Annotated in this window: 27 protein-coding genes; 14 read left to right on the forward strand and 13 right to left on the reverse strand. The window is 50.5% G+C overall.

Annotated elements, in window-relative coordinates:
* The first annotated feature begins 26 nt into the window (after nucleotides 1–26).
* On the forward strand, nucleotides 27–776 hold the full coding sequence (gene yjfP, locus QUE74_RS25790; protein ID WP_000569638.1) for an esterase: 750 nt from the start codon (nucleotides 27–29) through the stop codon (nucleotides 774–776).
* Here the strand turns inward: yjfP and ulaR are convergent.
* Together ulaR and ulaG are read right to left on the reverse strand one after the other, a co-directional pair.
* Nucleotides 773–1,528, reverse strand: coding sequence for an HTH-type transcriptional regulator UlaR (ulaR, locus tag QUE74_RS25795; RefSeq protein ID WP_000133635.1), 756 nt, complete (start codon nucleotides 1,526–1,528; stop codon nucleotides 773–775). The two genes, yjfP and ulaR, sit on opposite strands and share 4 nt — an antisense overlap.
* Before the next feature lie 107 nt (nucleotides 1,529–1,635).
* Entirely contained in the window at nucleotides 1,636–2,700 is a 1,065-nt protein-coding gene (gene ulaG / locus QUE74_RS25800) for an L-ascorbate 6-phosphate lactonase (protein ID WP_001353507.1), read from the reverse strand.
* A 354-nt stretch (nucleotides 2,701–3,054) separates the two neighbouring features.
* Here ulaG and ulaA point away from each other — a divergent pair, with 354 nt between their 5' ends.
* The 6 genes from ulaA to ulaF are packed head-to-tail and all read left to right on the forward strand — an operon-like array spanning nucleotide 3,055 to nucleotide 7,461.
* On the forward strand, nucleotides 3,055–4,452 hold the full coding sequence (ulaA, locus tag QUE74_RS25805; RefSeq protein ID WP_001355100.1) for a PTS ascorbate transporter subunit IIC: 1,398 nt from the start codon (nucleotides 3,055–3,057) through the stop codon (nucleotides 4,450–4,452).
* Nucleotides 4,453–4,467: 15 nt separating this feature from the next.
* Nucleotides 4,468–4,773, forward strand: a complete 306-nt coding sequence (ulaB, locus tag QUE74_RS25810; protein WP_000218362.1) for a PTS ascorbate transporter subunit IIB — start codon at nucleotides 4,468–4,470, stop codon at nucleotides 4,771–4,773.
* A gap of 9 nt (nucleotides 4,774–4,782) precedes the next feature.
* Nucleotides 4,783–5,247, forward strand: a complete 465-nt coding sequence (ulaC, locus tag QUE74_RS25815) for a PTS ascorbate transporter subunit IIA (RefSeq protein WP_000776504.1) — start codon at nucleotides 4,783–4,785, stop codon at nucleotides 5,245–5,247.
* 13 nt (nucleotides 5,248–5,260) lie between these two features.
* Nucleotides 5,261–5,911, forward strand: a complete 651-nt coding sequence (gene ulaD / locus QUE74_RS25820; RefSeq protein ID WP_000056740.1) for a 3-keto-L-gulonate-6-phosphate decarboxylase UlaD — start codon at nucleotides 5,261–5,263, stop codon at nucleotides 5,909–5,911.
* A gap of 9 nt (nucleotides 5,912–5,920) precedes the next feature.
* Nucleotides 5,921–6,775: an L-ribulose-5-phosphate 3-epimerase UlaE gene (gene ulaE / locus QUE74_RS25825; protein ID WP_000949498.1), complete on the forward strand. Its 855-nt coding sequence runs from the start codon at nucleotides 5,921–5,923 to the stop codon at nucleotides 6,773–6,775.
* Nucleotides 6,775–7,461 (forward strand): L-ribulose-5-phosphate 4-epimerase UlaF, encoded by a 687-nt coding sequence (gene ulaF, locus QUE74_RS25830; protein WP_001170793.1) that lies wholly within the window; start codon nucleotides 6,775–6,777, stop codon nucleotides 7,459–7,461. Before ulaE ends, ulaF begins: the two co-directional genes overlap by 1 nt.
* A 128-nt stretch (nucleotides 7,462–7,589) precedes the next feature.
* Here ulaF and yjfY read toward each other — a convergent pair whose 3' ends face one another.
* Complete coding sequence (gene yjfY, locus QUE74_RS25835; protein ID WP_000492917.1) at nucleotides 7,590–7,865, reverse strand: DUF1471 family protein YjfY; 276 nt, start codon at nucleotides 7,863–7,865, stop codon at nucleotides 7,590–7,592.
* 327 nt (nucleotides 7,866–8,192) lie between these two features.
* Between yjfY and rpsF the strand changes: the two genes are divergently transcribed.
* Genes rpsF through rplI form a run of 4 tightly spaced genes read left to right on the forward strand, consistent with a single transcriptional unit; the run spans nucleotide 8,193 to nucleotide 9,632 of the window.
* Nucleotides 8,193–8,588, forward strand: a complete 396-nt coding sequence (gene rpsF, locus QUE74_RS25840) for a 30S ribosomal protein S6 (RefSeq protein WP_001216676.1) — start codon at nucleotides 8,193–8,195, stop codon at nucleotides 8,586–8,588.
* Nucleotides 8,589–8,594: 6 nt separating this feature from the next.
* Nucleotides 8,595–8,909 carry a primosomal replication protein N gene (gene priB, locus QUE74_RS25845; RefSeq protein WP_001296681.1) on the forward strand — a complete coding sequence of 105 codons (315 nt, stop codon included), beginning with the start codon at nucleotides 8,595–8,597 and terminating at the stop codon, nucleotides 8,907–8,909.
* A gap of 4 nt (nucleotides 8,910–8,913) precedes the next feature.
* On the forward strand, nucleotides 8,914–9,141 hold the full coding sequence (gene rpsR / locus QUE74_RS25850) for a 30S ribosomal protein S18 (protein ID WP_000135199.1): 228 nt from the start codon (nucleotides 8,914–8,916) through the stop codon (nucleotides 9,139–9,141).
* A 41-nt stretch (nucleotides 9,142–9,182) separates the two neighbouring features.
* Entirely contained in the window at nucleotides 9,183–9,632 is a 450-nt protein-coding gene (gene rplI / locus QUE74_RS25855) for a 50S ribosomal protein L9 (protein WP_001196062.1), read from the forward strand.
* Nucleotides 9,633–9,743: 111 nt separating this feature from the next.
* Here rplI and QUE74_RS25860 read toward each other — a convergent pair whose 3' ends face one another.
* From QUE74_RS25860 to QUE74_RS25895, 8 genes are read right to left on the reverse strand one after another with little or no spacing between them, the layout of a single operon-like run.
* Entirely contained in the window at nucleotides 9,744–10,715 is a 972-nt protein-coding gene (locus tag QUE74_RS25860) for a TRAP transporter substrate-binding protein (protein ID WP_000695897.1), read from the reverse strand.
* 52 nt (nucleotides 10,716–10,767) lie between these two features.
* Nucleotides 10,768–12,069, reverse strand: coding sequence for a TRAP transporter large permease (locus QUE74_RS25865; RefSeq protein ID WP_000386860.1), 1,302 nt, complete (start codon nucleotides 12,067–12,069; stop codon nucleotides 10,768–10,770).
* A 22-nt stretch (nucleotides 12,070–12,091) separates the two neighbouring features.
* Entirely contained in the window at nucleotides 12,092–12,568 is a 477-nt protein-coding gene (locus QUE74_RS25870) for a TRAP transporter small permease (protein ID WP_001244360.1), read from the reverse strand.
* A 20-nt stretch (nucleotides 12,569–12,588) separates the two neighbouring features.
* On the reverse strand, nucleotides 12,589–14,670 hold the full coding sequence (locus QUE74_RS25875; protein ID WP_000080364.1) for an FAD-dependent oxidoreductase: 2,082 nt from the start codon (nucleotides 14,668–14,670) through the stop codon (nucleotides 12,589–12,591).
* The gene (locus QUE74_RS25880; RefSeq protein WP_001226980.1) at nucleotides 14,667–16,208 is read right to left on the reverse strand and encodes an acyl CoA:acetate/3-ketoacid CoA transferase; all 1,542 of its coding nucleotides are present in this window, start codon (nucleotides 16,206–16,208) and stop codon (nucleotides 14,667–14,669) included. The genes QUE74_RS25875 and QUE74_RS25880 overlap by 4 nt, the downstream gene beginning before the upstream one ends.
* Nucleotides 16,209–16,217: 9 nt before the next feature.
* Nucleotides 16,218–16,994, reverse strand: a complete 777-nt coding sequence (locus QUE74_RS25885) for an enoyl-CoA hydratase/isomerase family protein (RefSeq protein ID WP_001283556.1) — start codon at nucleotides 16,992–16,994, stop codon at nucleotides 16,218–16,220.
* Nucleotides 16,995–17,003: 9 nt separating this feature from the next.
* A complete protein-coding gene (locus QUE74_RS25890) occupies nucleotides 17,004–17,846 on the reverse strand; it encodes a sugar phosphate isomerase/epimerase family protein (RefSeq protein WP_001205239.1) in 843 nt (280 codons plus the stop codon).
* Between the two features lie 9 nt (nucleotides 17,847–17,855).
* Nucleotides 17,856–18,647: a 3-ketoacyl-ACP reductase gene (locus QUE74_RS25895; protein ID WP_000843394.1), complete on the reverse strand. Its 792-nt coding sequence runs from the start codon at nucleotides 18,645–18,647 to the stop codon at nucleotides 17,856–17,858.
* 211 nt (nucleotides 18,648–18,858) lie between these two features.
* Here QUE74_RS25895 and QUE74_RS25900 point away from each other — a divergent pair, with 211 nt between their 5' ends.
* Entirely contained in the window at nucleotides 18,859–19,506 is a 648-nt protein-coding gene (locus tag QUE74_RS25900) for a TetR/AcrR family transcriptional regulator (protein WP_001355101.1), read from the forward strand.
* On the opposite strand, the gene ytfB is transcribed toward QUE74_RS25900, so the two are convergent.
* A complete protein-coding gene (ytfB, locus tag QUE74_RS25905) occupies nucleotides 19,490–20,128 on the reverse strand; it encodes a cell division protein YtfB (RefSeq protein ID WP_001119472.1) in 639 nt (212 codons plus the stop codon). The genes QUE74_RS25900 and ytfB overlap by 17 nt on opposite strands.
* Nucleotides 20,129–20,345: 217 nt before the next feature.
* Between ytfB and bamJ the strand changes: the two genes are divergently transcribed.
* Together bamJ and cycA are read left to right on the forward strand one after the other, a co-directional pair.
* Nucleotides 20,346–20,966, forward strand: a complete 621-nt coding sequence (gene bamJ / locus QUE74_RS25910) for a BamJ family beta-barrel-assembly machinery protein (protein WP_000211225.1) — start codon at nucleotides 20,346–20,348, stop codon at nucleotides 20,964–20,966.
* 308 nt (nucleotides 20,967–21,274) lie between these two features.
* Entirely contained in the window at nucleotides 21,275–22,687 is a 1,413-nt protein-coding gene (gene cycA, locus QUE74_RS25915) for a D-serine/D-alanine/glycine transporter (RefSeq protein WP_000228352.1), read from the forward strand.
* A gap of 44 nt (nucleotides 22,688–22,731) precedes the next feature.
* Here cycA and ytfE read toward each other — a convergent pair whose 3' ends face one another.
* Complete coding sequence (gene ytfE, locus QUE74_RS25920) at nucleotides 22,732–23,394, reverse strand: iron-sulfur cluster repair protein YtfE (RefSeq protein WP_000331461.1); 663 nt, start codon at nucleotides 23,392–23,394, stop codon at nucleotides 22,732–22,734.
* Nucleotides 23,395–23,409: the final 15 nt, after the last annotated feature.

Below are 23,409 nucleotides of genomic sequence, written 5' to 3' on the forward strand. Positions count from 1 at the left end.
TCATACCAGACAAAAAGGAGAGACAGATGATTGAAATAGACTCGCGCGTGCTGGCAGATATTCCCGTTCTTCATGCTTATCCTGTCGGGCAAAAAGATACCCCGTTACCGTGCGTGATTTTTTATCACGGCTTTACTTCGTCCAGTCTGGTGTATAGCTATTTTGCCGTTGCGCTGGCGCAGGCTGGTTTGCGGGTGATCATGCCGGATGCGCCCGATCACGGTAGCCGTTTTAGGGGCGACGCAGCGCGGCGGTTAAATCAATTTTGGCAAATCTTGCTACAAAGTATGCAGGAATTCATTACTTTACGTGCGGCAGTAGCTGAAGAAAACTGGCTGCTTGATGACCGTCTGGCAATCGGTGGTGCATCGATGGGCGCGATGACGGCTCTGGGAATTACCGCTCGCTACCCCACGGTGAAATGTACCGCCAGCATGATGGGATCGGGCTATTTTACATCACTCGCCCGTTCACTGTTTCCACCGCTGATATCTGAAACGACAGGACAGCAGAACGAATTTAATAACATTATCGCGCCACTGGCAGAGTGGGAAGCGACAAACCACCTGGAAGAGTTGGGAAACAGACCTCTGCTCTTATGGCATGGCCTTGACGATGATGTCGTCCCCGCCGACGAATCACTACGTTTGCAGCAGGCCTTAAGCGAGGTGGGACGGGATAAACAGCTAACCTGTTCATGGCAGCCAGGCGTGCGTCACCGCATTACGCCCGAGGCGTTAGAGACCGCCGTGACATTTTTCCGCCAGCATCTTTAAACACGCAGAATGCTGACCCCTTGCGCTTCCAGTTGTTGCAGGATTTCCGGGTTAGCATTTTTGCCGGTGATCAGCATATCGATTTGATCTGAACGACTAAAGAGCATCCCCGCACGTTCGCCGATCTTACTGCTATCAACCAGTACCACCAGTTTCCCTACCACGCTCAACATCTTCTGCTCTGCCATTGCCGTCAGCATATCGGTTTTATACAACCCTTCTGCGGTCAGTCCTTTGCCGCTGGTAAACATCCAGTGCCCGGCATAGAGACTGTTTTCGCTGCCCTGTGGACTTAAGGTGATGGACTGGCTTTTGTTGTATTGGCCGCCCATGATAATCACGCTGTCATGCTCCTGATCGATCAGGTAATTCGCCAGCGGTAGATAATTAGTAATGATTTGCACTGGCTTGCCACACATTTCCCGCCCAAGCAGAAACGCGGTGGAACCGCAGTTGATGACGACGCTTTCGCCCGGATTAACCAGCTGCGAGGCTGCTTTAGCGATACGTACTTTTTCATCATGGTTCTGCGCCTGATGCAGATTCATCGGCGTCCAGCGTGGGCGCTGCTGGGTAATGGCTTCTGCGCCATTGCGCACTTTTTTCAGTTTGCCGCTTTCGTCAAGTTTATTGATATCGCGTCGAGCGGTAGCAGGCGAAATTCCCAGACGCTCAACGACTTTCTCAACGGTCACAAAGCCCAATTGTGCGAGCATTTCCAGGAGAATTTGATGTCTTTGTGCTTCAGTCATGAGCTATTCCGATAAAATTTGATTTTTTTAGATGATATTTGAAATAGCCAGGAAATACTACGCCGGATAGCGCGAACTTCTCCACGCCATCCGGTATAAACGACAGATTACAGGAACGACTTGAACGGCAGATCCGGTTCAATGGTGAAGCAATCGTCAAAACCGCGTGGATAGTGGTACTCGAAGTTGTCTTTATCCAGCGGCCAGGTAAATTTGCCACCGACCTGCCAGATAAACGGCTTGAAGCCATACTTCAGGCGATCTTTTTTCATCTCCCACAGTACGCGGATCTCTTGCGGATCGGCCTGGAAGTTTGACCAGATATCATGGTGGAACGGGATAACCACTTTTGTATTCAGCGCTTCTGCCATACGCAGGATATCAGCACTGGTCATTTTGTCGGTGATACCACGTGGGTTTTCACCGTATGAACCTAATGCCACGTCGATCTGATGCTCGTTACCGTGCTTCGCATAGTAGTTAGAGTAGTGGGAATCGCCACTGTGATACAGGGTACCGCCCGGCGTTTTGAACAGGTAGTTTACCGCGCGATCGTCCATGCCGTCTGGCAGTACGCCAGCCGCTTTTTGATCGGCAGGCAAAGTGATCAGTGCAGTACGGTCAAACGCGTCAAGGGCATGAATTTCAATGTCTTTCACTTTAACGACATCGCCCGGTTTGACCACGATGCAACGTTCTTTCGGCACACCCCAGCCAATCCACAAATCCACGCAGGTTTTCGGCCCGATAAATGGCACGTCATCAGCGCAGTTCTGCATCACGGCAGCAGCGACGTTGACGTCGATATGATCGTTGTGATCGTGAGTTGCCAGTACCGCGTCGATCTGGCGAATCGCAAACGGATCAAGAACAAATGGGGTGGTACGCAGGTTCGGTTGCAGTTTTTTCACGCCAGCCATGCGCTGCATCTGGTGACCCTGTTTCATTAGTGGGTTACCGTGACTTTGTTTGCCAGTACCACACCAGAAATCGACGCAAACGTTGGTGCCACCTTCAGATTTCAGCCAGATCCCGGTACAGCCTAGCCACCACATCGCGAATGTGCCAGGAGCTACCTGTTCTTGTTCAATTTCTTCATTCAGCCAGCTACCCCACTCCGGGAAAGTGCTCAGGATCCAGGATTCACGGGTGATACTTTTCACTTTACTCATCGCCATTTACCTTCATGATAGTTCAATTTGAATCAATATTTGATTGGTTTTGATTAATCCTGACACTATTTTTTCAGGAAGGCAATGACCATTTTTTGACTTTTTGCCAGGGAAGTTGTTGTTGATTTTGAGTATGGAAAGATTTAATGGAATGTGTAATTCAATTAACTAAATGAATTTAAATGAATAATTGTTTCGTTGTGTGAATCCCACTCTATCCATGTGGAATTATTTGCGTGTCGCGTCACATTTAATCATAAATAATCTTGTTGTGATTACTTTTGAAAATTAGAGTGAGTGCACAACATTCCGGGTGTGCGGAATACCCGGTTACCTCTTCTTCAGGAGATCGTTATGGAGATCCTCTACAACATCTTTACCGTGTTTTTTAACCAGGTCATGACTAATGCCCCGTTACTGCTGGGTATTGTGACCTGTCTGGGCTACATCCTGCTGCGCAAAAGTGTCAGCGTGATTATCAAAGGTACGATTAAAACCATTATTGGTTTCATGTTGTTGCAGGCCGGGTCCGGCATCCTGACCAGCACCTTCAAACCGGTGGTGGCGAAAATGTCGGAGGTTTATGGCATCAATGGTGCGATTTCCGATACTTACGCTTCCATGATGGCTACCATCGAACGTATGGGCGATGCCTATAGCTGGGTGGGCTACGCGGTGTTGCTGGCACTGGCGCTGAACATCTGTTACGTGCTGCTACGTCGCATTACCGGTATTCGCACCATCATGCTGACGGGTCACATCATGTTTCAGCAGGCCGGGTTGATTGCCGTTACGCTGTTTATCTTCGGTTACTCCATGTGGACGACCATTATCTGCACCGCGATTCTGGTTTCGCTCTACTGGGGTATTACCTCCAACATGATGTATAAGCCGACTCAGGAAGTCACCGACGGCTGTGGTTTCTCCATCGGTCACCAGCAGCAGTTTGCATCATGGATTGCTTATAAAGTTGCGCCGTTCCTCGGCAAAAAAGAGGAAAGCGTTGAAGACCTCAAACTGCCAGGCTGGCTGAACATTTTCCACGACAACATCGTCTCCACGGCGATTGTCATGACCATCTTCTTTGGTGCCATTCTGCTCTCCTTCGGTATCGACACCGTGCAGGCGATGGCGGGCAAAGTGCACTGGACGGTGTACATCCTGCAAACCGGTTTCTCCTTTGCGGTGGCGATCTTCATCATCACTCAGGGCGTGCGCATGTTTGTGGCGGAACTCTCAGAAGCGTTTAACGGTATCTCCCAGCGCCTGATCCCCGGTGCGGTTCTGGCGATTGACTGTGCGGCCATCTATAGCTTCGCGCCGAACGCTGTGGTCTGGGGCTTTATGTGGGGCACCATCGGTCAACTGATTGCAGTTGGCATCCTGGTCGCCTGCGGCTCTTCCATTCTGATTATCCCTGGCTTTATCCCGATGTTCTTCTCTAACGCCACCATCGGCGTGTTTGCTAACCACTTCGGTGGCTGGCGCGCGGCGCTGAAGATTTGTCTGGTGATGGGGATGATTGAAATCTTTGGTTGCGTCTGGGCGGTGAAACTCACCGGTATGAGCGCCTGGATGGGCATGGCGGACTGGTCGATTCTGGCACCACCGATGATGCAGGGCTTCTTCTCCATCGGCATCGCCTTTATGGCCGTCATCATTGTCATTGCACTGGCTTATATGTTCTTCGCTGGCCGCGCGCTGCGCGCAGAAGAAGATGCAGAAAAACAACTGGCAGAACAGTCTGCTTAATAAGGAGTTTTGATTATGACCGTACGTATTCTGGCTGTGTGTGGTAACGGACAAGGCAGTTCCATGATCATGAAAATGAAAGTGGACCAGTTTTTAACCCAGTCGAACATCGACCATACGGTAAACAGCTGCGCGGTTGGTGAATACAAAAGCGAGTTGAGCGGCGCGGATATCATCATCGCTTCTACGCACATCGCGGGCGAGATCACCGTGACCGGCAACAAATATGTCGTTGGCGTGCGCAACATGCTCTCTCCTGCTGACTTTGGCCCGAAACTGCTGGAAGTGATCAAAGAACATTTCCCGCAGGACGTGAAGTAAGGGCGCCCTATGAAATTACGTGATTCGCTGGCGGAGAATAAATCTATCCGTCTGCAGGCTGAAGCTGAGACATGGCAGGACGCAGTGAAAATCGGCGTTGACCTGCTGGTGGCGGCAGATGTGGTAGAGCCGCGTTACTACCAGGCGATTCTGGATGCGGTTGAACAGCACGGTCCGTACTTTGTGCTCGCACCGGGCCTGGCAATGCCGCATGGTCGCCCGGAAGAGGGCGTTAAGAAAACCGGTTTTGCGCTGGTGACGCTGAAAAAGCCGCTGGAGTTCAACCACGAAGATAACGACCCGGTGGATATCCTCATCACGATGGCGGCGGTCGATGCCAACACGCATCAGGAAGTGGGCATCATGCAGATCGTCAACCTGTTTGAAGATGAAGAGAATTTCGACCGTTTACGCGCCTGCCGTACCGAGCAGGAAATCCTGGATCTCATTGACCGCACCAACGCGGCTGCTTAAGAAGGAATTGAAAATGTCATTACCGATGTTGCAAGTCGCGCTGGACAACCAGACTATGGCTAGCGCCTACGAAACTACTCGCCTGATTGCCGAAGAAGTCGACATTATCGAAGTGGGCACCATTCTGTGCGTGGGCGAAGGTGTGCGTGCGGTTCGCGATCTGAAAGCGCTTTATCCGCACAAAATCGTGCTGGCAGACGCCAAAATCGCCGATGCCGGAAAAATCCTTTCTCGTATGTGCTTTGAAGCCAACGCTGACTGGGTGACCGTAATTTGCTGTGCAGATATCAACACCGCCAAAGGCGCGCTGGACGTGGCAAAAGAGTTTAATGGCGACGTGCAGATCGAACTGACCGGTTACTGGACCTGGGAACAGGCGCAGCAGTGGCGCGACGCAGGTATCCAGCAGGTGGTTTATCACCGCAGCCGTGACGCGCAGGCCGCAGGCGTGGCGTGGGGCGAAGCGGATATCACCGCGATCAAACGTCTTTCCGATATGGGCTTCAAAGTCACCGTCACCGGTGGCCTGGCGCTGGAAGACCTGCCGCTGTTCAAAGGCATTCCGATTCATGTGTTTATCGCTGGGCGTAGTATCCGTGATGCCGCCTCTCCGGTTGAAGCCGCGCGTCAGTTCAAACGTTCCATCGCCGAACTGTGGGGCTAAGGAGCGGATATGTTGTCCAAACAAATCCCGCTTGGCATCTACGAAAAAGCGCTCCCCGCCGGGGAGTGCTGGCTGGAACGGCTGCAACTGGCAAAAACGTTAGGCTTCGATTTTGTCGAGATGTCGGTAGATGAAACGGACGATCGCCTCTCGCGCCTTGACTGGAGCCGCGAGCAGCGTCTGGCGCTGGTGAACGCGATTGTTGAAACCGGCGTGCGCGTACCATCCATGTGCCTTTCTGCTCATCGTCGTTTCCCGCTGGGCAGCGAAGATGACGCAGTGCGGGCGCAGGGGCTTGAGATTATGCGAAAAGCTATCCAGTTCGCCCAGGATGTCGGTATTCGCGTGATCCAACTGGCGGGCTACGACGTTTACTATCAGGAAGCCAATAACGAAACGCGTCGTCGTTTCCGTGACGGCCTGAAAGAGAGCGTTGAGATGGCGAGCCGCGCGCAGGTGACGCTGGCAATGGAGATCATGGATTACCCGTTGATGAACTCCATCAGCAAGGCGCTGGGTTACGCGCACTATCTTAACAACCCGTGGTTCCAGCTCTACCCGGATATCGGCAACTTGTCGGCGTGGGACAACGACGTGCAGATGGAATTGCAGGCCGGAATCGGGCATATCGTCGCGGTGCATGTGAAAGACACTAAACCAGGCGTCTTCAAAAACGTGCCGTTTGGCGAGGGTGTGGTGGATTTCGAACGTTGCTTTGAAACGCTCAAACAGAGTGGCTATTGCGGGCCGTACCTGATTGAGATGTGGAGCGAAACGGCGGAAGACCCGGCGGCAGAAGTGGCGAAAGCGCGTGATTGGGTGAAAGCGCGCATGGCTAAAGCAGGCATGGTGGAGGCGGCATAATGCAAAAGCTGAAACAGCAGGTATTTGAAGCCAACATGGATCTGCCGCGTTACGGGCTGGTGACCTTTACCTGGGGTAACGTCAGCGCCATTGACCGCGAACGCGGGCTGGTGGTGATCAAGCCCAGCGGTGTCGCCTACGAAACCATGAAAGCAGACGATATGGTGGTGGTTGATATTAGCGGCAAGGTGGTGGAAGGGGAGTATCGTCCGTCTTCCGACACTGCGACGCATCTTGAACTCTACCGTCGTTATCCGTCGCTTGGCGGCATTGTCCATACCCATTCCACGCATGCCACCGCATGGGCGCAAGCGGGGCTGGCGATCCCGGCATTAGGCACCACGCATGCTGACTACTTCTTTGGCGATATCCCGTGTACGCGTGGGTTAAGTGAAGAAGAAGTGCAGGGGGAATACGAGCTAAACACAGGCAAAGTGATTATCGAAACGCTGGGTGACGCCGAGCCGCTGCATACGCCGGGAATTGTGGTGTATCAGCACGGGCCGTTCGCCTGGGGGAAAGATGCTCACGATGCGGTGCATAACGCGGTGGTGATGGAAGAAGTGGCGAAAATGGCGTGGATTGCCCGCGGCATTAACCCACAACTGAATCACATCGACAGCTATCTCATGAATAAACACTTCATGCGTAAGCACGGTCCTAACGCCTATTACGGGCAGAAGTAAAACACGCGCTGCGGAAATTTCCTTCTTCGGGAGATAACTGGTCTAAGTCCGCAGCCGTTTTTCAAAAAAAGCCCCCTGAGAAGGGGGCAAAGCAAACTATGGCAATGTTTCGTTGGTTATACCTGGTGCTAGCGATAAATATCCGCGCTGGCGTGCATGTTGCCGTTACTCCCCGGTTCCCGCATCAGAATCACGTGGTAGTACGTTGCGCCCTGCGCATTTGTCTCTTCATTTAATGCCTGACGCGCTTCGCTTTCAGTGGCGAAATTATGATTGATATAAATCACGCCTAAGCTTTGCACATCGTCCATATTTCTGGCCTGGTGGTTATTAATTTCAATGGCTGCCCATGTATTTGCACTTAGCAAAAGCACAGCCAGAAGGGCTAAAACACGGCTGAACATAGATACCTCCTCGACGGCTGACTTTGTGTGCTCTCCTCTTGTGGTGATCTTCTGATTTAATTTTAATCAATGATAAAGAAGTTGATGGTGACCATTTCTGATGCAGTTGTTCAAAAAAACACCATGATGAAGTGTGATGAACTTCAAATCAGCGTGTTAGTACGATTTGGTGAAAGATGAGATTTATTTGTCGGCTGGCCTTGAGTTTAACGGGGTATGTCAGTACTATAACGCGTCATTTTTCAGCCGACCTTTAACACGTTCCTTGCCTCCCCGGGATTCGGCTGACCCAGACAGGAGGCTGAATAATCCGTAAGGAGCAATTCGATGCGTCATTACGAAATCGTTTTTATGGTCCATCCTGACCAGAGCGAACAGGTTCCGGGCATGATCGAGCGCTACACTGCTGCCATCACTGGTGCAGAAGGCAAGATCCACCGTCTGGAAGACTGGGGCCGCCGTCAGCTGGCTTACCCGATCAACAAACTGCACAAAGCACACTACGTTCTGATGAACGTTGAAGCTCCGCAGGAAGTGATCGATGAGCTGGAAACTACCTTCCGCTTCAACGATGCCGTTATCCGCAGCATGGTTATGCGTACCAAGCACGCTGTTACCGAAGCATCTCCGATGGTTAAAGCGAAAGACGAGCGCCGTGAGCGTCGCGATGATTTCGCAAACGAAACCGCTGATGATGCTGAAGCTGGGGATTCTGAAGAGTAATTTCTGATGACCAACCGTCTGGTGTTGTCCGGCACCGTGTGCAGGACTCCCCTTCGAAAGGTCAGTCCATCAGGAATTCCTCACTGCCAGTTCGTGCTTGAGCATCGTTCTGTGCAGGAGGAAGCCGGCTTTCACCGGCAGGCGTGGTGTCAAATGCCCGTTATTGTTAGCGGACACGAAAACCAGGCCATTACTCACAGTATAACGGTCGGCAGTCGCATAACCGTTCAGGGGTTCATTTCATGCCACAAGGCAAAGAACGGTCTGAGCAAAATGGTTTTGCATGCCGAGCAGATTGAATTGATAGATTCTGGAGACTAGCCATATGGCACGTTATTTCCGTCGTCGCAAGTTCTGCCGTTTCACCGCGGAAGGCGTTCAAGAGATCGACTATAAAGATATCGCTACGCTGAAAAACTACATCACCGAAAGCGGTAAGATTGTCCCAAGCCGTATCACCGGTACCCGTGCAAAATACCAGCGTCAGCTGGCTCGCGCTATCAAACGCGCTCGCTACCTGTCCCTGCTGCCGTACACTGATCGCCATCAGTAATCGGTCACGGTCCATTAATACGACTTTGAGAGGATAAGGTAATGCAAGTTATTCTGCTTGATAAAGTAGCAAACCTGGGTAGCCTGGGTGATCAGGTAAACGTTAAAGCGGGCTATGCTCGTAACTTCCTGGTACCGCAGGGTAAAGCTGTTCCAGCTACCAAGAAAAACATTGAATTCTTCGAAGCACGTCGCGCTGAACTGGAAGCTAAACTGGCTGAAGTTCTGGCAGCTGCTAATGCTCGCGCTGAGAAAATCAATGCACTGGAAACTGTTACCATCGCGTCTAAAGCTGGCGACGAAGGTAAACTGTTCGGTTCCATCGGTACTCGCGACATCGCTGACGCTGTAACTGCAGCTGGCGTTGAAGTGGCTAAGAGCGAAGTTCGTCTGCCGAACGGCGTTCTGCGTACCACTGGCGAACACGAAGTGAGCTTCCAGGTTCACAGCGAAGTATTCGCGAAAGTGATCGTAAACGTAGTAGCTGAATAATTCGTTATTCAACGAGACGTAAAAACGCCGACCATTGGTCGGCGTTTTGCTTTTATAGCGAGCACTTGCTGATATCGATAAGGGCCACAATAAGCAGCCCCATGAAGGTAATTACTTAGCCGCCTGAATATCAGCCAGCATTGGGGCAAGGGCAGGGTTATCTTTAGCGAAGTTTGCGTACATCGGTTGTACTTTCTCGATAAACGGTGCTTTATCAACCGGGTAGACTTTTACGCCCATTTTATCCAGTTTTGCAAATTCTTGTTTCTCTTGCTCGCTCCATAACTCCTTCATGTAACTCATCGATTCTTTCGCTGCTTTTAATATAACTGCCTGATTTTCAGGGCTGAGTTTATCAAATGCAGCATTACTCATCAGAACCACATCGGGCACCATGGTGTGCTCATCAAGGCTAAAGGATTTTGCCACTTCACCGTGACGCATAGTGGTCAGTGCCATCACGCTGTTTTCTGCCATATCGACCACGCCCTGCTGTAAGGCCGTATACAGCTCGCCGTAATCCAGTGGCGTCGGGTTACCGCCCATGACTTTGATCATTTCAACTGCGCCAGGACTTGGCTGGACACGGACTTTCATGCCTTTCAGATCGTCTGGTTTCAGTACCGGTTTATTACCGTAGAAACTGCGGGCGCCTCCATCATAGAAAGTCAGCCCGAAATAACCTTTGCTTTTCGTTGAGTCGAGGATTTTCCTTCCGATATCGCCTTGCATGACCTGATAATAATGATCACGATCGCGGAACAAATAAGGCAGGCTAAATATTTTATACGAACTCTCGAAGGCTTCCATCTCCGCCGCATTGGTTTTTACCAGCGGAATAGCACCAGAACGAATCAGCTCCATTGTTTCTCGTTGAGTACCCAATGTTCCATTTGGATAAATACGAATAGTAATATCACCGTTAGAGTACTCTTTGCTCTTTTTCGCAAAGAACTCCATCGCTTTATGAACAGGATGAGATTTATCCTGATTATGGCTAAGTTTTAATGTTACTGCCCAGGACTGGCTTGCGGATAGCATAAGAACAGCACCGATAATGCCAGCGGATACTTTTATTTTCATAGATGTTCCTTTTCTAATAAATATGGCGGCAGGTGCCGCCAGTTAATGCATATCAGTAGCCCAGTGCTCTTGGCAATGCCATACTGATTTGCGGAATATAGGTAACCATTGCCAGCACCAATACCATCACGGCATAGAATGGCAGCATAGGTTTGATAATTTTATTAATCGGTAATTTAGATACACTACAACCGACAAATAACACACTGCCTACAGGCGGAGTACAAATACCGATACACATGTTCAGTACCATGACAATACCAAAGTGAATCGGGTCCATACCCAGTTCGGTGACAACGGGTAAAAATATCGGCGTAAAAATCAGTACTGCCGGTGTCATATCCATAAATGTGCCGATAATCAACAGGATAATATTGATAATAAGCAGGATGATTATTGGATTGTCAGAAATAGTGTTAAGCAAATCGAGAATCAGGAAGGGAACGTCAGCGTTTGACATTGCCCATGACATTCCCATTGAAGAACCAATTAACAACAAGACAATTGCAGTGGTAATGACGGACTCCAGAAATATCTTAGGTAAATCTTTAACTGATATTTCACGATAAAGAACCAGTGCAAGGAAAAGGGTATAAATTACCGCAATTGCAGATGCTTCTGTCGGGGTAAAAATACCGCTTAGTACACCACCCATAATTAATACAATCAGGAAAATACTGGGGATCGCCATCCATATTGCCACTCCAGCCTGGCGCAAAGTCGGACGTTCTGGTTTTGGATAACCCCGGCGTACCGCGATAATACCAGCCACAGTCATCAGCGCCAGGCCCAATAAAATTCCCGGGACATATCCTGCCAGGAACAGTGCGGCAATAGAAGTACCACCACTGACCAGTGAATAGACGATTAACGTATTACTGGGTGGAATAAGCAAACCCGTCGGGGCAGAGGCAACGTTAACTGCAGTACTGAATGCCGGGTCGTAGCCCTCTTTAACCTGTTGCGGATGCATGACGCCGCCCATCGCAGCCGCCGAAGCCACGGCTGAACCAGAAATTGCCCCGAACAGCATATTGGCAAGAATATTACAGTGGGCAAGTGAGCCTGGCAGACGACCGCCGAGAATTCGGGCAAAGTTGATTAATCGTCGCGCTATTCCTCCGTGATTCATAATGTTGCCAGACAAAATAAAAAATGGGATTGCCAACAACGTAAAACTATCTAACCCGGAGGCTAACTTTTGGGAAACCACACTTAACGCTGAGTTGAAATCGAGTTGTGTAGTAATTGATGCCAGTGTTGATAAACCAATAGCATAGACAATAGGAACACCTAATGCCAACATAAAAAAGAAAGCACCAAATAACACAATGATCGGTAACCAGTAATCCATGTTTTCTCCATCCCTACTTATTTTAGAGTGGTTGTTTAAGTTCGGTTAAAACTGTATCTATGGTGTATATAATAATAAGGATGCCACTTATTGGAATGCTCATGTAAATATATCCCATCTGCCAGCCTAAAGCCGGAGAAGTTTGCCCTGAATCAAATGTGTCCAGTGTTAATAACCCGCCACCATAAACCATAATGATAGAGGCAAAAAGAATAACAATGGCCTGAATACATAAGAATAAATAACGTCGGGATTTTCCTTTTAGCATCATTGGCAGAAGATCAATGGCCAGATGTCGGTTTTGTCCGGCAGTATAAGCACCACCAAAAAGTCCAAGACAAATAAATAGTAAACGACTAAGTTCATCTGTAAAAATGCTGGGGCTTTTAAAGATAAATCGTGCTACTACTTGCCATGTAACGCACATCACAATAATTGCCAAAATGGTAATGTTCAATGTGGAAAGCAATGAATTAATAGATCTGATTATATTTCGCATAGTGATTAACCTTTGCAATATTATTCATGCCGTGTCTGATAAATTGTTCCGTTAAGAAAATCAGGCCAATTCTTCTCAAAGTAAATACCTTTAATATGCGGTAAGTTTCTCAAGAACTTAATTTCATTAATAAATAAACCTTGTGAAAAGGAGAGAGTTAGTCTGTGATTTTTATCTTCAGCTTGTTCAGAGCGAAAACGCCAATCTTCGATTGCGCCGCGACGAGTTTGTGGAAGATATTCTCCTTGTGGATCAATAATCATCCGCGCTCCACGACTACCACCGCCAGCATCAATATAATGTGATAGCTGGCTTAACACCGCAGCGGATGTTAATGCCATATGCCGCCACATAAATAGCTCGGCAATTTCACCGGCGTGGTTGATAGTTAGACCATGTTGCTGCGCAAATTCATTTAACAGCATGGCGTCACGGGCGGCGTGACGAACTTTATCAGCATGGCAAATAAATCCCGCGTAATCAGACATTCGCGCCTGGATTTTTTCTTTTACCGTTGCCAGCGTCATTCCGTTCTCGTTTGCCAGTGCCTGAGCGATAACTTCTCTGATTGTATGCAGAGGTGAGGCTACTAGCTGCGCGACATCATCCTCAACGGACCGCTTTTGCGTGCAACCAATAAAACGTGCCAGACGAACAGCAAAAACCTGCCCGGCATTCAATGCCGCACCACCAGGGCGAGTGACGCCGTGTGTGCCAGCAACTTCCCCCACGGCGAAACAGCCGGACAGGGAGGTTTGCCCCCAGATATCCACTTCAATGCCGCCATTCATATGCTGATTATTCATGGCAAACTGCAATGGCTGCGTGGTGAGATCGTAACCGTGCATCTTATACAGCGAGATAGACAGCGGATTCATTCGTTGCAGTCGTTCGATGGGCGATGGTGCCAGAGCGTCGTTATTTTCCAGATACGCGCGAACGTCGTCGTCCAGTCGATCTAATGAGAACGGCAGGTCACCCGGCACAGGTTCAGGATTGCGATTGAAATCCATAAATACCTGACGCCCTGATTGCTGCTCTTGCGCTACTGCCATATCTAACAAGCTGGAGCCAAAATCCATCACTCGTGTGGCGTGAAACGGCCACTGATAGCCTTTACGGAAGATGTTTGAAGCCAGCTCCTGGGTGGTGCGATAGTAATCTGCGAGGAAGTTATACTCGTTGCCCCCGGCATCCACGGAATAGATATATGGGATCACCTGTACATAGGTGCCGGACAAATTCCACGGAAACGTGCTGCGCGGCGTGCCTATACCAAACTGGCTTTCGGTCAGATTGGTTAGCGTCAGACCTTCTTCCAGCGCCAGCCCCAGCGAGCCGAAGCATTTATGTGGATAAACACTGTCGCGATAAAGCTCGCCCGGTCCGCCCGTTGCCAGTACCACATTGGGCGCCGTCACAATAGCCAGCCCCCAAGGGTTATAGGCGCGGGAACCGGTTGCGAGAATAGCCCCCGCAACGCGATCTTCGCCATTCTCTCCGTGCTGATGCAGGAGCTTAATCACCGTTGCACTGGTCAGTAGTGGTATGGCAAGACGCTGCACTTCCTCCAGCAATACTTTCACCATTAGGCGAGAAGTACGCGGCCCACACGAGGTTGCTCGCCCGGCTTCGTCATGGTCGGTTTGATAACGAAGAATTGCGCCATAGCGATCTTCCGGTAATTCCAGACCAAGATATTGCAACCCGCCAAGAGTGTGCAGAGAACCTACCGCTTCGACATAAGCGGTGTCGTGATCCATCGCCCCACCGCTCGCCAGTGCTTCCGCCAGTTTAGCGAAGTTATCGCCGTTGCCCGCGGTAGCGGCGGTAAACAGCGTCTGTTTATCGGAACCAGAACATGCCGATGTCCCCATATATAACCCGGCGGTGGCGATCAGCACATTTTGCTGGCGGCGCTTAAGTTCAACCGCTGCGCGCAGCCCTGCCGCGCCGCTACCAACGACTAGCGCATCAACTTGCCAGATCGGGTAATCGACATCTTCAACCGTGACAATTGACGCTGGCTCTGCTGACACAAAACCCTTCGGGAAAGTGACGTGCGTCAGCGCATCAAGGAGGGTGTCATCAAGCTGACTCATGCATCCTCCATCGGCGTAAACAGGCTACTTTCCATCAGGCGTGGCTGATTGATAATTGGACGGAAAGCCATATGCGGCAGAATGTCGCGTTCAATCTCCACACCCGGCGCGATTTCAATTAATTCAACGCCTTCTGCCGTTAACTGGAATACTGCACGTTCAGTGATATACAACACTTCCTGACCGCTTTGCTGTGCGTAGGCGGCGCTAAAAGTGATTTTTTCCACCTGGGTAACCAGTTTAGGGATTTGACCTGACTGGGCGATATGCAAGCCATCTGGTGTTACATCAATCTTGCTACCTTTGGCGTCGAACGTGCCACAGAACACCACTTTACGGGCGTTTTGCGCAATTTCGAGAAATCCGCCGGGGCCAATGAGATTGCCATTGAGATGGGAGACGTTGACGTTACCATGCTGATCCATCTCTCCCATGCCGAGGAAGGTGATATCGATCCCTCCGCCACTGTAGAATTCGAATTGATCGAGTGATGGAATAATGGCATCGGCGTTACGGGCGCAGCCGAACAGAGCATCATCCAGCATCATACCGTTATGCACGCCTTGCTCGACGCTCAGCCATAAACTTTGATAAGGCACGCCTTCGCGCAGTGCAACCCCAGGAATGCCGCCGGGAATGCCAAAGCCAAAGTTGGTTGAAGCGCCAGCTACCAGTTCGCGTGCTGCCCGACGGGCAATCAGGCGGCGCACCGGATGACTAACCAGTTCAATTGCGTCGTTAGAACTTAGACGGCGATGCTGACCGCTAATGGTCAGATCGTAACCGCCAAGATAGGTTTGTGGTTGTTCGCGGTGTTCAACGATGCCATCAACCAGAATGCCCGGTAATTTGACCCGGCGTGGTTCAATGGCACCAGCTTCCAGCACATCGCGCACCTGTACGAACACTTTGCCGCCGCTGTTGTGTGCTGCCAGCGCCATGGAATAGCTATCCATATCAATCGCCTCTTCTTCGAGGCTGACGTTGCCACGCGGATCAGCATAAGTGCCACGCAAAATCGCGTAATCCACTTTGAAAGGGCGATAACGAAGTTTGGTTTCACCGTCGATTTCAATCAGTTCTACCAGATCCTCAGTGGTGCTGGCGTTCGACTTACCGCCGCCGTTGCGCGGATCAACAAACGATCCCAGTCCAACGTGGGTAAAAAGCCCTGGACGTCCGGCACCGATCTCCCGCAGCAGTGCCTGAATTACGCCACCAGGGAAGCAGTAGGCTTCAATAGCATTGTTTTTCACCAGATCCTGCATCTTGGGCGACCAGGTAAAATGTCCGGCAATGATGCGTTTGAGCATATCTGCATGAGCGAAGCGGTTAGTGCCTTTGCAGTCGCGATCGCCAATGCCCAGCGAGTGGATTAATGTCAGATCGCGCGGGTGTCCGGTTTGCAGGAAACGCGCTTCAATAGCAGCCAGAATATGGTCCGCTTCCACCATGCCGCCGCCATTACCGCTAATGGCAATGGTTGCGCCGTCCTGAATTTGCGCCGCCAGTGTCTCGGCGGTTGTTATCTTACGCATACAATTTCCTTATTGATTTTGGAAGCTCACGCTACTTTTTTCGGCAAATGCGCGCGTCGCCTGCTGGCAATCCTGAGTGGCGGACATTAATCCAGCCAGTAACTGGTGCGGGTAATCAGCATGTTTATTTTCTAGAGCCAGAATCAGTTGCTTGATATGTGCGAGCGCCACCGGACCGCATTTTTCCAGCTGCGCTAACTGATTCGCCATCCAGCTTTCCACCTGTTCTTTTTCTACCACTTCATCAATTAAATTCGCCGCCTGAGCTTCCTGCGCCGTCAGGCGTTTACCCAGCATCAGCATCTGGCGACCGACCACCGGACCGACCTGATTAAGCACGCGTTCAATGCCCATCCAGCCAGGCACCATGCCGAGCATTACTTCCGGATTAGAGAATTTCGCACTGGGGCGGGCAATACGAATATCGCAGCACAAGGCAAGTTCAATACCACCGCCGATAGTATGACCGTTGAGATTCGCAACCGTTAATTGAGGTAAATTGCGCAGGCGATTAAAAACGTCATTGCCGCGTTTAATCCATTTTCTGCCCATATCTAATGGCGAATAGGCTGACCACGATTTAATATCGCCGCCCGCACAAAAGAATTTATCGCCGGTTGCCGTTAATTCGACTAATCGTAATGTGGTGTCGTTTTCAATTTCATTTAAATAATGGTCGAGAGATTCGATCATTTCTTCATTAATAGCATGACATTTATCTTCACGGTTCAATGTCAGGCGGCAGGAAGCCGCCGCTCTGCTGAACAGAACGGGTTGGTCACTCATGATCATTCCTTAGCAATAATGCGCGATGCGATCGACGCTAATATCCAGCGTGCTGTTAATATCTTTCTGCCACCAGTACGGCGAGAATATTTCCAGTTCAATAGCGCCATTAAATCCGGCGTTTTCAACCAGCCGACGAATAGAGGGAATATTAATGACGCCATCTCCCGGCATTCCCCGATCATTGACTAAATCGGTGGTTGGCACCAGCCAGTCGGAAACATGAAACGCGAGGATGCGTTTTCCGGCACGCAGGATCTGACTGGCGAGATCCGGGTCCCACCAGACATGGTAGACATCTACCGCCACGCCGAGGCCAAATTCGCCATCGGGATCGAGTTCATCACACCAGTCCAGCGCCTGACGTAATGTGCACAGACAAGAACGATCGGCAGCAGTCATCGGGTGCAGTGGCTCCAGTGCAATTGGCACGCCGACCTCTTTCGAATGTGGCAGCAACTGGCGAATCCCTTGTTTCACCTGTTCCCGTGCTTCGTACAGATCTTTTGTTCCCATTGGCAGACCGCCAACCACCTGCATATAACAGGCGGCGTTCAGTACAGCGGCGTCGTCCAGCGCCCGGCGGTTATCATCAATCGCCAGTTTGCGTTCCGTCAGCGTCGGCGCGGTGTAATAGGTGCTACGACACAAACCGGAAACGCTCATGTTACTGGCAGCAAGCTGGCGGGCGATTTGCTGGAGATCTTCACCCTGCAACTCCCTGCGCCAGGGGGCAATCGCGCCAATACCGCGTGCGGCGCAGGCATCAATAATGGCAGGTAGCGGCGTTTTATAGCCCAGTGTCGCAGTATTGATACTGAATAAATCCGGGCGTTGTAACAGATCTCTCATGATTCAGCCTCAGAAGCGCGGCATACTTAAGCCGCCGTCGATGGCGACCGCCTGACCACAGGTGTAAATCAGTTTGCCTTCCGCCATCGCGCGGACCGTTGAGGCAATATCAGCCGGATAACCCCAACGTCCCCACGGCACTAACCCCTTAGCAATCAGTTCGTCGTAATAAGCCGTTGCCGGAATGGTCATATCGGTTTTGATTAGGCCAGGGCGCACTTCATAAACGCCAATTTGTTCATTGCAAAGGCGAGCGGCAAACAGACGAGCTGCGGCGGAGACGGCAGTTTTTGCAATGGTATATTCGCCGCGATTCATCGCCAGCATGATGGCGTTTATGGAACTGACAAAAATAATCGAGCGGTGCGGCAGTTCTGCTTCCGGTTTCGGCTGTGCCAGTAATCGCTTACTGAATGCCTGAGCAAGGAAGAACGGCGCACGGGTGTTAATGGCAATGTTTTGGTCGAAGCTGTCTGGTTCGAGGTCGAGGAGGTCACCGCGTTTTTTCACTGAAATGCCTGCGTTGTTGAGTAGACAGTCCAGACGTCCCCACTGGTTTTGCGCCGCGTCGAGCATCTCTTCATGAAGGGAGAGATCGCCAACATCAGCAGGGAAGCAAATCACTTCCACGCCTTCCGCCAGACATTCTTGTTGTGTGGCATGTAATTTTTCTACGCTGTCGGCATCCGGACGATCATTAATCAGCAGATTAAATCCGCCACGCGCAAGTTCCAGTGCACAGCCCTTTCCAATACCACGTGCGGCTCCAGTGATGACAGCAACAGGACGTGTTGACTTCATACAATAACCCTCTTTTTGAATATTATTTCCTTAAGTGACGATTAGCTTGCAATGTGTGGCAAGAAAGATCAACCATCTAGTTGGTTGATATGCGATAATGATCACAGAGCATTTGATAACCCGATGAAATTGCGAGTTTTTAGCCATTTTAGTGGAGCTTCTAACAAATCGGGTTAAGATAGTCATCACGAAGAAGACGTGGGGAAGCGGAATGTATCTTGATACCAGCAACGTACAAAGCCTGAAGGAAAAGCTGTTGTTATGTGCGGTTAATGAATTTGCCGAATATGGTTACGAAGGGGCCAGAGTCGATAATATCGTCAAGGCCGCGGAGTGCAGTAAACAGACGGTTTATCATCACTTTGGTAATAAAGAAAATTTATTTATCGAAGTGCTGGAATATACCTGGAATGATATTCGGCAAAAAGAAAAATCCCTTGATTTCTCAGGTCTTCCGCCACAAAAAGCCATTGAGAAAATTATCGATTTCACCTGGGATTATTACATTGCTAACCCCTGGTTTTTAAAAATTGTGCATAGTGAAAACCAGAGTAAAGGGGTGCATTATGCAAAATCACAGCGCCTTTTAGAAATTAACCACGCACACTTACAGTTAATGGAGTCATTATTAGCTGAAGGCAAACGGCGCAATATTTTTAAGCCAGATATCGACCCGTTGCAGGTGAATATTAATATTGCTGCTCTTGGAGGATATTATTTGATCAACCAACATACGCTTGGCCTGGTTTATCACATCAGTATGGTTTCACCGCAGGCACTGGAAGCCAGGCGTAAGGTCATCAAAGAGACGATCCTTAGCTGGCTTCTGGTTGACCCTTCATCTACCGCGCGCGAATAAAACTGCCATCCGGCTGGCGGGTAAACAGAACCTGTTGATTATTTCCCGTATCAATGGTTAAGCCCGTCACCACGCCGCTGGCGTTCTGGCGGATTTTCACCATCTGCCCATTTTGCAAATTACTCAGTGGCTTATCCGCGCCTTCTACCTGCGCCATTGCATAGACATCGGTAGCGGGCAGTCCGTGGTCGCGGAACAGCTGCGCCATTGTTTTACCGGGTTCGACACGATAAGAGCGCCATTGATTGTCAATTCCGCTATCTGGCTGGAAAGGTTGCACTTGCGAGGTTTGCGGCTGCTCTTCCGGTTGGCCTTCCTGTATCGGTTCTGGAGCGACCGGAGCCACCTGATCAGGATCATTTTGTGGTGTGACTAATTGCGCCCGCAGCTGTTCTTCTGTCGGCGGTTGTGATTGCGACTGAATATCTAACTGTGCTTCACGCGTCACCACCGGCGCGTTTGGCGTATCATCCGACGGGAGTAGAAATCCGACCACCAATACAATAGCGGCAATAATGATCCCCCGACGATGCATCGGCGGTAGCGGGTCCATGAAGCGAAAATTGTCCGGCGCGTGCCAGACTTTCTCCAGGGTTGGTTTTAGTTCAAAGCGCCCGGGCATGGTTTCCTCCTGCTCCGCGTCTTGTTCCTCAATCATAGCCTATGAATAAGCTAACGCTATGATGTCCGTGGTAAACCCGCCTTTATTATATTCATACGGGATATTGCTATTGTTTCTTTTTCCCCGGGATTTGTCATCATTCCCGCGACAAAGTTTTACCCAAAGAAGTGTGGCTGATATGCTGCCCGCTACTTTATACCCTAAGAAAGGAAATACGATGACCACCCCAACTTTTGACACCATCGAAGCGCAAGCAAGCTACGGCATTGGTTTGCAGGTAGGGCAACAACTGAGTGAATCAGGCCTGGAAGGGCTGCTGCCAGAAGCCCTGGTTGCAGGCATTGCCGATGCGCTGGAAGGCAAACATCCGGCTGTTCCGGTTGATGTGGTGCACCGCGCGCTGCGTGAAATCCACGAACGCGCCGATGCCGTTCGTCGTCAGCGTTTCCAGGCGATGGCTGCTGAAGGTGTGAAATACCTGGAAGAAAACGCCAAAAAAGAAGGTGTGAATAGCACCGAATCTGGCCTGCAATTCCGCGTGATCAATCAGGGGGAAGGCGCAATTCCGGCACGCACTGACCGCGTTCGTGTTCATTACACCGGTAAACTGATCGACGGCACTGTGTTTGACAGCTCTGTTGCCCGTGGCGAGCCAGCTGAATTCCCGGTTAACGGCGTGATCCCTGGCTGGATTGAAGCACTGACTCTGATGCCGGTAGGTTCTAAATGGGAACTGACTATCCCGCAGGAACTGGCCTATGGCGAGCGTGGCGCAGGCGCGTCCATCCCTCCGTTCAGCACCCTGGTGTTTGAAGTCGAACTGCTGGAAATCCTCTAAGCAGCGCATTCTGTTCCCCTCGAGCCAGAGGGGAGCAGGCATTCAGCAATAAACCCTTCAGTTTGCCAAATGGCGCTATTTTGTGTTGCAAAGACCACGTAAGCGTGTATTTTTGTGAGCTGTTTCGCGTTATCACCGTGATATGACACTCACTTTAAACATAAAATTAACATTAGATCTAAATCTTAGTATTCATCCCGCGTATTGTTACCTAATATCGATGAGTCCCGATACAGATTCGTCGTATCATAGACTGACTAAAGGCCGCAGAGCCTGAACAACACAGACAGGTACAGGAAGAAAAAAACATGGTAGATCAGGTAAAAGTCGTTGCCGATGATCAGGCTCCGGCTGAACAGTCGCTACGGCGCAATCTCACAAACCGACATATTCAGCTTATTGCCATTGGTGGGGCCATTGGTACGGGGTTGTTTATGGGGTCCGGTAAAACAATCAGCCTTGCCGGACCGTCGATCATCTTCGTTTATATGATCATCGGTTTTATGCTCTTTTTCGTGATGCGGGCAATGGGGGAATTGCTGCTTTCGAATCTGGAATACAAATCTTTTAGTGACTTCGCTTCCGATTTACTGGGGCCATGGGCGGGATATTTCACTGGCTGGACCTACTGGTTCTGCTGGGTGGTTACCGGTATGGCGGACGTGGTGGCCATCACTGCCTATGCTCAGTTCTGGTTCCCCGATCTCTCCGACTGGGTTGCCTCGCTGGCGGTGATAGTGCTGCTGCTGACGCTCAACCTCGCTACCGTGAAAATGTTCGGTGAGATGGAGTTCTGGTTTGCGATGATCAAAATTGTCGCCATCGTGTCACTGATTGTCGTCGGCCTGGTCATGGTCATGATGCACTTCCAGTCACCGACCGGTGTGGAAGCGTCGTTTGCGCATTTGTGGAATGACGGCGGCTGGTTCCCGAAAGGTTTAAGTGGCTTCTTTGCCGGATTCCAGATAGCGGTTTTCGCTTTCGTGGGGATTGAGCTGGTCGGTACAACCGCTGCGGAAACGAAAGATCCGGAGAAATCACTGCCACGTGCGATTAACTCCATTCCGATCCGTATCATTATGTTCTACGTCTTCGCGCTGATTGTGATTATGTCCGTGACGCCGTGGAGTTCGGTAGTCCCGGAGAAAAGCCCGTTCGTTGAACTTTTTGTATTGGTGGGTTTGCCTGCGGCTGCCAGCGTAATCAACTTTGTGGTGCTGACCTCTGCGGCGTCTTCCGCTAACAGCGGCGTCTTCTCTACCAGCCGTATGCTGTTTGGTCTGGCCCAGGAAGGTGTTGCGCCGAAAGCGTTCGCTAAACTTTCTAAGCGCGCCGTACCAGCGAAAGGGCTGACCTTCTCTTGTATCTGTCTGCTCGGCGGCGTGGTGATGTTGTATGTGAATCCAAGTGTAATTGGCGCGTTCACGATGATCACGACTGTTTCCGCGATTCTGTTTATGTTCGTCTGGACGATTATCCTTTGCTCATACCTGGTGTATCGCAAACAGCGTCCGCACCTGCATGAGAAATCAATCTACAAGATGCCGCTCGGTAAGCTGATGTGCTGGGTATGTATGGCGTTCTTTGTGTTCGTGATCGTGCTGCTGACACTGGAAGATGACACTCGCCAGGCGCTGCTGGTTACCCCGCTGTGGTTTATCGCGCTGGGGTTGGGCTGGTTGTTTATTGGTAAGAAGCGGACTGCTGAACTGCGGAAGTAACGGCTTTATCATGCTGGATGGCGCAATGCCATCCAGCTTTTAGATCACTCACCCGCCAGCGCGCGCGGGAACAGCACATTGTTTTCCAGACTGATGTGCTCCATCAGGTCATCAATCAGTTCATTAATACCGTTATACATCGCTTTCCAGGTGGTGCAGGCTTCCGGCGGCGGTGTGACGTTATTGGTAGTGTGTTTGATTACTTCCAGCAGTTCACCCGCTTCATCGTGCTCGCTTTCCATTACGCTAATTGGCCCCATCGCCTGGCTACCCATGCCTTGTTTGAGCATCGGGAAGAGGATCTGCTCTTCTTTCATCATGTGGCTGGAAAGCTCTTCATGCAGCATGGTCAGGTATTTTGTCAGCCCTTTTGGCACGCTCGGTTTGTCGGCGTGAACGCGTTCGACTTTAGTCGCTTGCAGAATCAGTTCCGGCAGTTGTTCACGGTGACGATCGTGGTAGCGCACGATGATATGGTCGATGATTTCTGCCAGTGGGGCGCTACGCCAGTCTTTCTCAATCGGTTGTTCAGCAAGCTTTGCCAGTTCGGCTTCAATGACCTCAACATCCAGTTCTTTACGTGCCGCCGCGCGCGCCAGCGTTTGCTTACCGCCACAGCAGTAATCCATATCATATTTACGAAACAGAGCCGAAGCGCGAGGAATAGAGAGCGCCAGTTCACCTAAAGGTTGGTCGCGATAAGCCATAGCTGATACCTCATT

Origin of the sequence: Escherichia sp. 10290, assembly GCF_030295155.1 — a bacterium.
In the GTDB taxonomy this organism is placed as follows: Bacteria; Pseudomonadota; Gammaproteobacteria; order Enterobacterales; family Enterobacteriaceae; genus Escherichia; species Escherichia coli_F.